Raw genomic sequence first — 12,646 nt, 5'->3', positions numbered from 1 at the left:
GGGATTATAAAAGAAGGAGTGTGATGAATCCGTGAAATTATCAACAAAGGGAAGATATGGGCTTAGAGCTGTTGTTGACTTAGCTTTAAATAGTGAGTCGGAAGCCGTATCTTTAAGTAGTGTTGCAGAGAGACAAAGCATTTCCATTAGTTATCTGGAACAATTGATTGCAAAGTTAAAGAAAGCAGGTATTGTAAATAGCATTCGTGGTGCTCAAGGCGGGTATGTTCTAGCAAAATCAGCAGACCAGATCTCCGTTGGAGATATCTTAAGAGCTTTAGAAGGTGATCTTAACCCAGTGGATTGTGCAGAGATTATGGGTGGAGATACCACATGCAGTAGCTCTGATCTTTGTGTAACAAAATATGTTTGGAAGCGTATTAGTGATAGTATAAATAGTGCTGTAGATGAAATATTATTATCTGAATTAGTAAAAGAAAGTAAAGCAGTACATGGAAATTCTTGTTCAGAGAATGATAAGAAGAAAGAAACAAAAACAGCTTGTGGCAAGCAAATTTAATAAAATAACTTCACTAACTAGTCAAAGTTCATACGATGTAATTGTTTAAATAATTATAATTAATAAAGATTGTTTTATAAGAATTAAGTTAGAAATAAGATATTATAGATAGAAACGAATATAGGAGATGACAAAAATGGATAAGAAAATTTATTTAGATAATGCTGCTACGACAGCTACTAGACCAGAAGTAGTAGAAGCAATGCTTCCATATTTTACAGAAAAGTTTGGCAATCCATCTAGTATATATGAATTTGCTTCACAGAATAAGAAAGCAGTAACAGATGCGAGAGAAATCATTGCAAAATCACTAGGTGCTAATGCAGCAGAGATATATTTTACAGGTGGTGGATCAGAATCTGATAACTGGGCTCTAAAAGCGACTGCAGAAGCTTATAAAGAAAAGGGAAATCACATCATTACTTCTAAGATTGAACATCATGCAATTCTTCATACCTGTGAATATCTAGAGAAGAATGGTTTCGAAGTAACTTATGTTGGAGTAGATGAAAATGGTGTATTAAAGTTAGATGAATTAAAGGCAGCAATTCGCCCAACAACTATTTTAATTTCTGTAATGTTCGCTAATAACGAGATTGGAACAATTCAACCGATCAAAGAGATTGGAGAGATTGCAAAACAAAATAATATCTTATTCCATACAGATGCAGTTCAAGCTTATATGCAACTTGATATTAATGTAGATGATCTTAACATTGATATGTTAAGTGCAAGTGGTCATAAGATTAATGGACCAAAGGGAATTGGTTTCTTATATATCAGAAAAGGTGTTAAGATTCGTTCTTTGATACATGGTGGAGCACAAGAAAGATCCAGAAGAGCAGGTACAGAGAATGTTCCAGCAATTGTTGGATATGGTAAAGCAGTTGAAATTGCTATGGATACATTTAAAGAACGTACAGAAAAAGAAATTGAGTTAAGAAATTATTTAATCGAGAGAGTACTTGCAGAAGTTCCTTATACTAGATTAAATGGTCATCGAACAAAGAGATTACCTAATAATTCAAACTTTAGTTTTCAGTTTATTGAAGGTGAATCATTATTAATCATGCTAGATATGAAGAATATCTGTGGATCCAGCGGTTCTGCTTGTACATCAGGCTCCTTAGATCCATCTCATGTATTATTAGCAATTGGTCTACCTCATGAGATAGCACATGGTTCATTAAGACTTACATTAAATGAAGATATTACAAAAGAAGAATTAGATTATGTTGTAACTAATGTAAAAGAAATCGTTGATAAATTACGTTCTATGTCTCCATTATATGAAGATTATGTAAAGGGAATCAATTAATTAACAAACTAATTATAAATAAATTTATTAATCAAATATAGAGTTATTTACGTATAAGTCAAAAATGATTTCAGAGATAATAAAAACAAAATCTACAATTAAAAATAAAGCAGGAATAAAAGATAATCAAAATATGCTTATTATATATAAAAAGAAATAATACGATAATAGTTAAGGTCGATACAGGAGGATAATAGAATGTATAGTGAAAAAGTAATGGATCATTTTACAAATCCAAGAAACGTTGGAGAAATAGAGAACGCAAGTGGTGTAGGTACTGTTGGAAACGCAAAATGTGGAGATATCATGAGAATCTTTCTTGATATTGACGATAACGGTATAATAAATGATGTAAAATTCAAGACATTTGGTTGTGGTGCAGCTGTTGCAACTAGTAGTATGGCAACTGAGCTAGTAAAAGGTAAAAAAGTTGAAGAAGCTTTAAAAATAACAAATAAAGCTGTTATGGATGCTCTTGATGGTCTTCCACCTGTAAAGGTACACTGTTCCTTATTAGCAGAAGAAGCAATTCATGCAGCACTTTGGGATTATGCTGAAAAGAATAATCTAAAGATTGAAGGATTAAAGAAACCTAAATCTGATATTAACGAAGAGGAAGAAGAGATTAAAGAGGAATACTAGAATTGGAGGTTCTTTCCTCATGGAAAAGAAAAAAGTAGTAATTGGTATGTCTGGTGGAGTAGATTCGTCCGTGGCTGCATCCCTATTGAAAGAACAAGGATATGATGTCATTGGTGTAACCATGCAGATATGGCAAGATGAAGACAATGAAACAAAAGAAGAACAAGGTGGTTGCTGTGGATTAAGCGCAGTAGATGATGCCAGAAGAGTTGCTGAGACTCTTGAGATTCCTTATTATGTAATGAATTTCAAAAAAGAATTCAAAGAGAAAGTAATGGATTATTTCGTTGCAGAATATCAACAAGGACGTACCCCTAATCCATGTATTGCTTGTAATCGTTATGTGAAATGGGAATCCTTATTAAAGCGTTCTCTTGATATTGGAGCAGACTATATTGCAACGGGGCATTATGCAAGAGTAGTACAATTAGAGAATGGCCGTTATACGTTAAAGAAATCAGCAACAGCAGCAAAAGATCAAACATATGCTTTATATAATCTTACGCAATATCAGTTATCTCATACCATTATGCCAGTTGGTGAATACACAAAAGATCAGATTCGAGAAATGGCAAAAGAGATTAACCTAAGAGTTGCGAATAAACCAGATAGTCAAGAGATTTGTTTTATTCCAGATAATGATTACGCAAAATTTATTGAAGAGAACACAGATACCAAGATTCAAAAGGGTAACTTCGTAAATACTGCAGGCGAAGTGGTAGGAAAGCACAAAGGAATTACACATTATACCATTGGACAGAGGAAAGGATTGAATCTTTCACTTGGCCATCCTGTATTTGTAGTTGAGATTCGACCTGAAACAAATGAAGTAGTCATTGGAACTTCAAATGAAGTATTCAGTGATAAGTTATATGCGAATCAATTGAACTTCATGTCGATAGAAGATCTTGAAGGTGATATGAAAGTTACTGCTAAGATACGTTATTCTCATCAAGGAGCCGATTGTATCATTCGTAAAGTAGGAGAAGACAAGTTAGAATGTGTCTTTACAGAACCTCAAAGAGCGATTACTCCTGGACAAGCTGTGGTATTTTACGATGGTGAGTACGTAGTTGGTGGTGGAACTATTATCTAATAATGGATTGATTTTGTTATGAGTCTATAAATAATAGCTATTAAAGCATACGAATTAATAGATTAGAAGTAAGTGGAGAAGCCAAGAAATATTGGTTCTGTTACAATGTTAAATTATTTATGAATTAACGCAAATGAAAATAAAGAAAGAGTTACTACAATACATTAATATATATTGTAGTAGCTCTTTATCTTTTGCCTAGAGAGGACATATTTTAGGTGTTCTATTCTCAAATTCTACGTAGTATTTCAATCCCATACTTTTTAGAATATCAGATGTTTTATCAAAATCATATGCCAAATGCTCTTTCTTATGTGCATCAGAGCCAATGGTAATTAATTCACCACCTAATTCAAGATAACGTTTTAGAACATCGGTTTGAGGATGAAAATGACCTAGACCATATTTGAAGCCAGCAGTATTAATTTCAAGAGCTTTTCTTGAATGTATGATAGTCTTTAATACTTCATCAAGTATTTCAGAGTATGTTTCATAGGTATACTTCGAATTTTTATTAGGTCCATATCTTACAACATAATCAATATGCCCATAACTATCAAAATCACAACCAGAAGCTATATTATCAATAATTGTTCTAAAATAAGCCTCATAACCATCTCTTTCGTTCATATCAGTCCAAAAATCTTCATAATAAGGATCTTTTTTGTCAATTAAATGAGAGGAGCCAATGATATAATCGAAGGAATATTTACTTGTTAACTCATTATATCGATCTGACAAATAGGGCATTAAACCAAGCTCAATTCCTTTTCTAATCTTGATTTTAGATTGATACTTATCTTTTAACTCCTCTAATCGGCCCATATAAGAATCGACGTCAAGATTAAAATCATACCCGTATTTATTTGGATAATCATAATCAAGATGATCGGTAAAACAGATACTTTCTAAACCTAATTCAATCGCTTTAAGAATCATCTTCTCCATGGATTCTGTAGAATCACTAGAGAATTCAGTGTGAACATGAGAATCGGATAATATCATAGGGGCCTCCTTAATTCACTTGAACGATATCGGAGATATCTGGTTCAATAATTAATGAATAATTTGTGTAATAGACTACAAATCCTGGTTTACTTCCATTTGGTTTTTTAATATTCTTCTTTTCTGTGTAATCTACTTCAACTTTATCTATTCCACGGGCTTTGGAATAATAAGCTGCTAATTTACCTGCTTCTTCAAAGGTGCGATCTGGAAGTTCATCTCCATTTGTCTTTACTATAACGTGTGAACCAGCCATGCCTTTTGCGTGGAACCACCAGTCGTTACCAATGGCAAAGTGGAAGGTTAATTCTTCGTTTTGGAAATTATTTTTTCCAACATACATATGATAACCGTCGCTAGAAATGTAGTGGAATGGTTTGCTTGTAACTTTCTCTTTTTTATTTGGTTTCTTACCTGAATATTTTCTCTTAACATAGCCATATTCCATTAATTCTTCTTTTAATTCAACTAAGTCTTCCTCTTGCAAAGCAATATCAAGAGAAGTATGAATGGATTCTAAGTGGCTGATTTCTTCTTCTGTTTCCTTCATATGAACGGCAAGTGCATCACAAGTACGTTTTAATTTTTGGTATTTATCAAAAAATTTCTTAGAATTCTCCATCGGAGTTAGGGTTGGATCTAAAGGTATTGTGATATCCTCATTTGTATAATAATTGAGTGCGGTTAGACTTTTCGCACCAGGTTCAAGGTTGTAACCATAGGTATTGATTAATTCGCCGTATACTTTGAATTTATCACGTTTTTCGGTATCCTTTAATTGCTTTTGTTGAATGTCATATTTCTTATAACTTCTTTCTAAGGCATTTGATACAACTCTTCGTAGATCGGAAGATTTCTGTCTTATTCTAGTTATGGTACTTTTAGTTGCATAATAATTATCTAGAACGTCTGAGATAGAAGGATAATCTTTTGTCTCATAATTAGGATACATACTTAAAGCAGTACTAGAGAATTCGATAGGCTCTTTCCCATTCATAACAATGTTCGGTTTATAGTTCTTTTCTTTTATATCATCGATTAGTCTCTCAAGATTCTTATATAAATGGATACTTGTCATATCATTTAAGGAACTTGTTGACTGCTCGGAATCAAGAGAAGAACGGTAACAGATTTCATTTGCAATTAATGGGCTAATACCAGTTAGTGAGGTATATATTGCTTTTGAAATTGTTGTTGGTTTGCTTATTACTGTCTCTTGAAATTGTTCAAGGGTTAGTTCTAGAGGGTCAAGTTTATCAGTTGTCTTTGGAATAAAATAATCCCTGCCAGGTAATACTTCACGAACTGAACTGACCATACCTGAAATATGCTTGATACTATCAATAATCATTTCCTTGTCATCAACAAAGATAATATTACTATGTTTACCCATGATCTCGACAATCAGATACTTTATACACGCATCGCCTAACTCATTTAGGTGTTCTATTTCTATTCGTATTATACGTTCTAGTCCAGGTTGTGTTATGCTTACTATTTTCGCACTATTTAAATGTTTGCGAAGCAACATACAGAAGTTGGGTGCGGTAAGTGGACTTGGTTTATTATCAGTAGTCAAATAAATAAGCGGTAAGCTTGCACTTGCTGATATGAGTAACTTTAATTGTTCACGATTACATTTAATCGTTAGAATTAATTCATCTGTTTCGGGTTGCGCTATTTTATTAATACGTCCTCCGGAGAGTTTCTCGTTTAACTCCCAAACGACGTTAGATATTACTAATCCATCTAATGCCATGTGTTGGTACTCCTTTTCGTGTGTTTATCATCGAAGAACAATACTGTTTCGTCTGATACTGTATATTATACTATATTAATCAGATTTTAAAAGAAAAATTACCAATAAAATATTCGGGATTAAAGTACCAAATGTCTTATTTTGTTTTTCTGAGTGTATATCGGTGTTTCATTATACACAATAAGGTTAAGAGAGACTTTTGGCACTTTAATCCTTATTGATCAATCCTACAATAAAGAGTGATGAAAAGTAAGATATATAAAATTTCTACTTGACAAAATATAGAAGTATAACTATACTAACTGTATTAAGAAACATAGTACAGTTAGTACAAAATGTCGAAACATAATAGTTCCGTTTCGTGTTTGTCTAATTCCCTATATTGATGGAAAGGAGTAACTTATGATAATTATAGACTATAAAGATCGACGTCCCATCTATGAACAAGTAGTAGAACGATTTCAAGAACTAATTCTAAAAGGAGTTCTTGAACCAGATAGTCAGCTACCATCAGTTCGCAACTTGGCAATGGATTTATCGATTAATCCGAATACCATTCAGAGGGCATATGCTGAATTAGAGAGACAGGGATATATCTATTCAGTAAAAGGAAAAGGAAGTTTCATATCCGATAACAATCATTTGGTTCAATGCAAGAAAGATGAAATATTATTGGAAGTACTTCAATTAGTGAAAGAAGCAAAAGAGATTGGAATCACCAAAGAAATATTTTTAAGTAAAGTTAATGAGGGATTTGAGGAGGAAGGAAAAGATGATTGAAGCTGTAAATGTAAGTAAGTACTTTGATAAGATTAAAGCCGTAGATCAGGTTACAGCAACCATCAAAGAAGGTAATGTATTTGGTCTTGTTGGAACAAATGGTGCTGGTAAGAGCACTTTTATACGAATGTTGGCTGGTATATTAAAACCTGATGGTGGTACGATTAAAATCGATGGTATGGAAGTATATGAAAATATCAAAGCAAAAGAGCTGTTTTATTATATCTCAGATGATCAGTATTTCTTTAGCAATGCAACACCAGAGGAGTTAAAGAAATATTATCAGGTTATTTATAGCAACTTTGATAGTGATCGTTTCAATACGTTGATGAAACAATTTGAATTAGATAGAAAGCGAAAGATTAATACGTTTTCCAAAGGTATGAAAAAGCAATTATCTGTTATCTGCGGTATCTGCGCTAATACGAAATATATCTTCTGTGATGAGACCTTCGATGGATTAGATCCTGTGATGCGTCAGGCAGTAAAAAGTATCTTTGCAAAGGAAATATCAGAACGTAATATGACACCTATTATCGCTTCACATAATTTAAGAGAATTAGAGGATATCTGCGATCATGTTGGGCTACTGCATAAAGGTGGAATATTATTATCCAAGGATTTATTTGATATGAAATTGAGTATACACAAGATTCAATGCGTATTCCAAAAAGAAGTGGATATAAAGCAAGTATTTGAAGGAATTGAACTTATTAAGATTGATAAGAGAGGTAATCTATATACTATTACTGCAAGAGGTAACTGTGAAGAGATTACGAAACGTATTGAACAGACAAAGCCAATCTTTTCAGAAGTTCTTCCATTAACCTTAGAGGAAATATTTATTAGTGAAACGGAGGTAGTGGGATATGACATCAAGAAACTTATTCTTTAAATTAATGAAAGAGGATATAAAAAGAAGAATCTGGACAATTGCTTTGGCATCTATTGTGTTCTTCTTTAGTTACCCAGTGTTATTAGCAATCATGATTGAAAAGTATAACAGTTATCAATATAAGATTGAACATGTAAGAGAGCAAATCCTGCATTTTGTAGGTATACGATCTGAGTTAGGTGTGTTAATTGTAGTATGTGGTGCAGCTATTTGTGGATTAAGTGGATTCTTCTATTTACATTCTAAGAAAAAGGTAGATTTCTATCATAGTATACCAGTTCGCAGAGAAGCATTATTTGCTGTTAGTTATATCAATGGTTTACTCATTTATTTAGTTCCTTATATTATAAGTATTCTTATTAGCTTTATAATTTTATCAATAAACCATGTAATGAGTGGAGAAATATTTCATGAAGTATTGAAAGCAATTGGTATTAACTTTCTATTTTATTCATTAATTTATACTGTAATAGTTATTGCGGTTATGTTAACGGGTAATTTTATCATTAGTTGTTTTGGAACCGCTGTATTATTAATATATGGTCCATGTGTATTGGCGTTAAAGGAAGCTTATTTTAGTACATTCTTTCATACTTATTACATGAAGAATCAAGATATGGATGGATTTGTTCTTTTCCTTTCACCAATTGGACGATATATTGAAACAATACAAAAAAGTAGTAGCGAGATAGGAGGAAATATCGTTATCACTTTGATTGTAACTATTCTTTTGATAATATTAGCATTGTTTTTATACACGAAGCGTCCATCCGAAGCAGCTGGTAAGGCTATGGCATTTTCTATCAGTAAGCCTGTGATAAAAATTATGCTGGTAGTACCTTTGACACTGGCAGGAGGTATATTATTCCGCGAAGTAACGTATGGTAACTCTCAGGGGTGGTTTTTCTTTGGATTAGTCATAGCCTTCATCATATCATATGCGATTATTGAAATTATCTATAATTTTGATATACGATGTGCATTTCTTCATAAGAAAGAACTGCTTACATGTGCTGGAATGATTGCAGTAGTTATACTTATCTTTGAACTAGATGTGACACATTATGATTCTTATTTACCTAGTAAAAGCGATATAAAAACGATGAGTGTATCAGTAGACGGATTAGATGAGGATATCCATTACTCAGACAAAGATACGACTTATATAAATGGAGAAAAGTATCAATTGGAACGTATGAAACTTACCAATTTTGATAATGCATATGATCTTGTGAAAGCTGGTATAAAAAATATTAATCATGATGAAGATGGTTATATGGAAGGAACTTATGGGTATAATGTTAAGTATACTTTAAAGAATGGGAAAGAAGTATATCGAGCATATAAATTGACTTCGGAAGATAGAATGAAATTAATAAAGAAGTTATATGAAAATCAAGAATTTAAAGAAGCTCATTATCCAATCTATCAATTGGATGCAGAATATATAAAAAAGATTTCATGTTATAATACTTTTGAAAATAAAGAATTCAGCTTGAATCAAGAGGAAAAGAACCAATTAGTAGAGGACTATAAAGCAGATCTTAGTAATCTTACATTAGATGAACATGCTAAGAATCCATTAGCTTATATTACAATTAGACTAAATAATGAAAATTTATATGATTATCCAGTGTATTCAAGCTTTTCAAATACAATTAAATTTTTAAATAATCATGGATTTAATGCAACGGATGGAGTTACTGCACAGGTTGTAAAAGAAATAACAATATCAAATAATCAAGATACTTCAAATGACAATACTACCGATAATATGGATGGTAATGTAATGAAAATTATTGATGAAGGAAAAACAATCAAGTATCAAGATCAGCAAAAGATAAGACAAATTCTAGAAGGATTAGTTGAAGATCAACATTATTATATGAATCAAGCTGTAATCAATGTAGAGGATATGGTTCGTGTCGATATGGTTGTGAAAAAAGATAACTATGGCAATATTGAAAAATATAATTGTTATTTTAGAAAAGGAAACATACCTGATTTCGTGAAAAAAGATATTGGATATATTGAATAAAATATGATATAAAGAAAAAATTGGCCTTCACTTAAATAGTGAGGGCCAATTCATATTATAGTTAATTATTCACGATCATTAGTTAAGTTGAATTTATCAAAGATATAGAATAAAAGTGATAGAATGATGCCAACAATACAAGCAAGAACCATACCCTTTAACTCAACTTCACCAATCTTTAATACAACACCAGATAATCCAGTTACAAATACAACAGAGGTAAGTGTAAGATTACGGCTTCGACTATAATCTACATTCGCATCAACTATAATGCGGATACCAGAAGCACCAATCATACCGTAAAGTAAGAAGGAAATACCACCAATTACTGGACCTGGGATTGTCTGAATAAGTGCTGCAACTGGTCCAATAAAGGAAGAGATAATCGATAGAACTGCTGCTCCACCAATTACACGTACCGAATATACTTTTGTCATTGCCATAACACCAATGTTCTCGCCATAAGTTGTAGTTGGAACAGATCCTACCATACCAGAGAGAATAGTGGAGATACCATCAGCAAATAAGGAACGATGTAATCCAGGATCTTTTAAAAGGTCTCTATCAACAATTTTACTAGTAACAATCTGATGTCCAGTATGCTCTGATGCAATAACAAGAATAACTGGTAAAATCATGATGATTGCTTGAAGATTAAAATGTGGGGCTTGAAAATTAGGGATTACAAAGAAATCCGTAAATAAAGCATCTTTTACATCTTGAAGTTTTAATACATTAGTAATTAATGCAGTTATATATCCTGCAATAATTGAAATTAAGATAGGAATTACAGCAAAGAATTTACGAAATAGCACATTACCTAATACCGCGAATGCTAAAGTAACTAAAAAGACAATGACATCACCAGAATCTATTTTTGGTCTAGTTGCTGTAACAACAATTCTAGCAGTATCTGCGGCAGTCGAAGCTAATTCCAAACCAATCAGTGCAACTACTGGCCCCATCGCTGCGGCTGGAAGAACAACGTCAATCCAATTGATACCAAACTTATAGATGATGAAAGAAAGAATACAAATAGCGAAACCAACTGCAACAAAGCCACCAAGAGCTTCTGGGTATCCCCATTTTGTCATGACAAGACCTGCTGGAACAAGAAAAGCAAAACTAGAACCAAGATACGCAGGGGATTTGCCCTTTGTAATAAGAATAAATAATAGAGTACCAATACCATTCATTAATAGTACAACCGATGGATTGATATGGAACAAAATAGGTACAAGAACTGATGCGCCGAACATTGCAAACATATGTTGGATTGATAATGGTATCAATAGATTAACAGGTACCTTATCTTCTACTTGAATAACTTTATTATTTCCCACGAGATTACCTCCTAAAATTTTATCTTGAAAAGTATAGCATAGTATAAGGGGAAATTCTACAAAAAATACTTAAAATATTTAAAAAATTCAATTTATAATTAGTACTAAACTATATGATTAATATACGTTATAAATAAAGAGCTTTGTTAGACGATAAACGACAAATTCTCATACCTTGACTTGTCTATACATATCTATTATAATGAGATGATATGTGTATAAATATCACATAGAAAATTATGGAATAATTATAATGAGGATTTACGAGAATTAGAGCTGTAAGACTACTTATTGTAAATGAAAGAGCGTGTGAAAAATGATAAAGAGTATGACCGGTTTTGGTAGATATGAAATATCTAATGAAGAAAAGAAAATCATAGTTGAGATGAAGGCAGTAAATCATAGATATTGTGATATCTCAATTAAGATGCCAAAAAAACTAAGTTTTTTTGAGGCAGGAATTCGAAATGTTCTAAAAAAATATATACAACGCGGAAAAGTAGATATTTTTATAACTTATGAAGATTATACTGAGAATAAAATTTGTGTAAAATACAATGAAGATATTGCAAGAGAGTATTACAACAATCTAACTAAGATTAGTGAGCAATTTCAATTAGAGAACGATGTTAGAGTATCCACGTTATCAAGATATCCAGAAGTACTGATTCTTGAAGAACAGACAGTTGATGAGACAGAACTATGGAAGCTTTTAGAGAAAGTTGTGGAAGAAGCTGCAAAACGATTTGTTGAGACAAGAATAACGGAAGGTAATGAACTTAAGAAAGATCTTATTAACAAATTAGATGGTATGCTGGCACATGTGGATTATATCGAGACTAGATCACCTGAGATTGTATCAGAGTATAGAGAGAAATTAACTCAAAAGGTATCTGAATTACTAGGTGATACAAAAATTGATGAGAGTGTACTTGCAACCGAGATTACAATCTTTGCAGATAAAATATGCGTGGATGAAGAAACGGTACGATTAAAGAGTCATATTAAGAATATGAAAGCAACTCTTGAAGAAGGCGAAAGTGTTGGTAGAAAGCTTGATTTTATTGCACAAGAAATGAATCGTGAAGCCAATACTATACTTTCAAAATCAAATGATTTATCTGTTACGAACACAGCAATTGATCTGAAAACTGAGATTGAGAAGATTAGAGAACAGATACAAAATATTGAATAAGAAGTGAAAAATGTTATTTACTTTTGACGAACATTTTATTATAATTTTGAACGGA

Annotated in this window: 11 protein-coding genes; 8 read left to right on the top strand and 3 right to left on the bottom strand. The window is 32.2% G+C overall.

Annotated features, from left to right (window positions below; translation table 11 throughout):
* The first annotated feature begins 31 nt into the window (after positions 1–31).
* The 4 genes from bsdtb5_RS14590 to mnmA all read left to right on the top strand — a co-directional run bounded on the left by bsdtb5_RS14590 (position 32) and on the right by mnmA (position 3,576).
* A complete protein-coding gene (locus tag bsdtb5_RS14590; RefSeq protein WP_271712710.1) occupies positions 32–520 on the top strand; it encodes an RrF2 family transcriptional regulator in 489 nt (162 codons plus the stop codon).
* A gap of 136 nt (positions 521–656) precedes the next feature.
* On the top strand, positions 657–1,838 hold the full coding sequence (gene nifS / locus bsdtb5_RS14585; protein ID WP_271712709.1) for a cysteine desulfurase NifS: 1,182 nt from the start codon (positions 657–659) through the stop codon (positions 1,836–1,838).
* Between the two features lie 198 nt (positions 1,839–2,036).
* Entirely contained in the window at positions 2,037–2,480 is a 444-nt protein-coding gene (gene nifU, locus bsdtb5_RS14580) for a Fe-S cluster assembly scaffold protein NifU (protein ID WP_271712708.1), read from the top strand.
* 19 nt (positions 2,481–2,499) lie between these two features.
* Positions 2,500–3,576 (top strand): tRNA 2-thiouridine(34) synthase MnmA, encoded by a 1,077-nt coding sequence (mnmA, locus tag bsdtb5_RS14575; protein WP_271712707.1) that lies wholly within the window; start codon positions 2,500–2,502, stop codon positions 3,574–3,576.
* Positions 3,577–3,774: 198 nt separating this feature from the next.
* Here mnmA and bsdtb5_RS14570 read toward each other — a convergent pair whose 3' ends face one another.
* Positions 3,775–4,581, bottom strand: coding sequence for a histidinol-phosphatase HisJ family protein (locus bsdtb5_RS14570; RefSeq protein ID WP_271712706.1), 807 nt, complete (start codon positions 4,579–4,581; stop codon positions 3,775–3,777).
* Between the two features lie 10 nt (positions 4,582–4,591).
* Positions 4,592–6,340: an Rqc2 family fibronectin-binding protein gene (locus tag bsdtb5_RS14565; protein WP_271712705.1), complete on the bottom strand. Its 1,749-nt coding sequence runs from the start codon at positions 6,338–6,340 to the stop codon at positions 4,592–4,594.
* A gap of 402 nt (positions 6,341–6,742) precedes the next feature.
* On the opposite strand from bsdtb5_RS14565, the gene bsdtb5_RS14560 reads away from it, so the two are divergent.
* Genes bsdtb5_RS14560 through bsdtb5_RS14550 form a run of 3 tightly spaced genes read left to right on the top strand, consistent with a single transcriptional unit; the run spans position 6,743 to position 10,053 of the window.
* Complete coding sequence (locus tag bsdtb5_RS14560) at positions 6,743–7,120, top strand: GntR family transcriptional regulator (protein ID WP_271712704.1); 378 nt, start codon at positions 6,743–6,745, stop codon at positions 7,118–7,120.
* Complete coding sequence (locus bsdtb5_RS14555) at positions 7,113–8,015, top strand: ABC transporter ATP-binding protein (RefSeq protein WP_271712703.1); 903 nt, start codon at positions 7,113–7,115, stop codon at positions 8,013–8,015. Before bsdtb5_RS14560 ends, bsdtb5_RS14555 begins: the two co-directional genes overlap by 8 nt.
* On the top strand, positions 7,990–10,053 hold the full coding sequence (locus bsdtb5_RS14550) for a DUF6449 domain-containing protein (protein WP_271712702.1): 2,064 nt from the start codon (positions 7,990–7,992) through the stop codon (positions 10,051–10,053). The genes bsdtb5_RS14555 and bsdtb5_RS14550 overlap by 26 nt, the downstream gene beginning before the upstream one ends.
* A 65-nt stretch (positions 10,054–10,118) precedes the next feature.
* Here bsdtb5_RS14550 and uraA read toward each other — a convergent pair whose 3' ends face one another.
* Positions 10,119–11,396 carry a uracil permease gene (uraA, locus tag bsdtb5_RS14545; protein WP_271712701.1) on the bottom strand — a complete coding sequence of 426 codons (1,278 nt, stop codon included), beginning with the start codon at positions 11,394–11,396 and terminating at the stop codon, positions 10,119–10,121.
* Between the two features lie 316 nt (positions 11,397–11,712).
* Here uraA and bsdtb5_RS14540 point away from each other — a divergent pair, with 316 nt between their 5' ends.
* Positions 11,713–12,591, top strand: a complete 879-nt coding sequence (locus bsdtb5_RS14540; RefSeq protein ID WP_271712700.1) for a YicC/YloC family endoribonuclease — start codon at positions 11,713–11,715, stop codon at positions 12,589–12,591.
* The last annotated feature ends 55 nt before the right edge of the window (positions 12,592–12,646 follow it).

This window comes from Anaeromicropila herbilytica, assembly GCF_016591975.1.
Classification (GTDB): domain Bacteria; phylum Bacillota; class Clostridia; order Lachnospirales; family Lachnospiraceae; genus Anaeromicropila; species Anaeromicropila herbilytica.
The sequence above is the reverse complement of the archived record's forward strand: the minus strand, read 5'-3'. Positions and strand labels throughout refer to the sequence as shown.

Excerpts from the sequence above, each read along its gene's own strand:
- bsdtb5_RS14560 (WP_271712704.1), top strand. The coding sequence starts at position 6,743 with ATGATAATTATAGACTATAAAGATCGACGTCCCATCTATGAACAAGTA.
- bsdtb5_RS14570 (WP_271712706.1), bottom strand. The coding sequence starts at position 4,581 with ATGATATTATCCGATTCTCATGTTCACACTGAATTCTCTAGTGATTCT.
- bsdtb5_RS14565 (WP_271712705.1), bottom strand. The coding sequence starts at position 6,340 with ATGGCATTAGATGGATTAGTAATATCTAACGTCGTTTGGGAGTTAAAC.
- bsdtb5_RS14550 (WP_271712702.1), top strand. The coding sequence starts at position 7,990 with ATGACATCAAGAAACTTATTCTTTAAATTAATGAAAGAGGATATAAAA.
- nifU (WP_271712708.1), top strand. The coding sequence starts at position 2,037 with ATGTATAGTGAAAAAGTAATGGATCATTTTACAAATCCAAGAAACGTT.
- nifS (WP_271712709.1), top strand. The coding sequence starts at position 657 with ATGGATAAGAAAATTTATTTAGATAATGCTGCTACGACAGCTACTAGA.
- bsdtb5_RS14540 (WP_271712700.1), top strand. The coding sequence starts at position 11,713 with ATGATAAAGAGTATGACCGGTTTTGGTAGATATGAAATATCTAATGAA.
- mnmA (WP_271712707.1), top strand. The coding sequence starts at position 2,500 with ATGGAAAAGAAAAAAGTAGTAATTGGTATGTCTGGTGGAGTAGATTCG.
- bsdtb5_RS14555 (WP_271712703.1), top strand. The coding sequence starts at position 7,113 with ATGATTGAAGCTGTAAATGTAAGTAAGTACTTTGATAAGATTAAAGCC.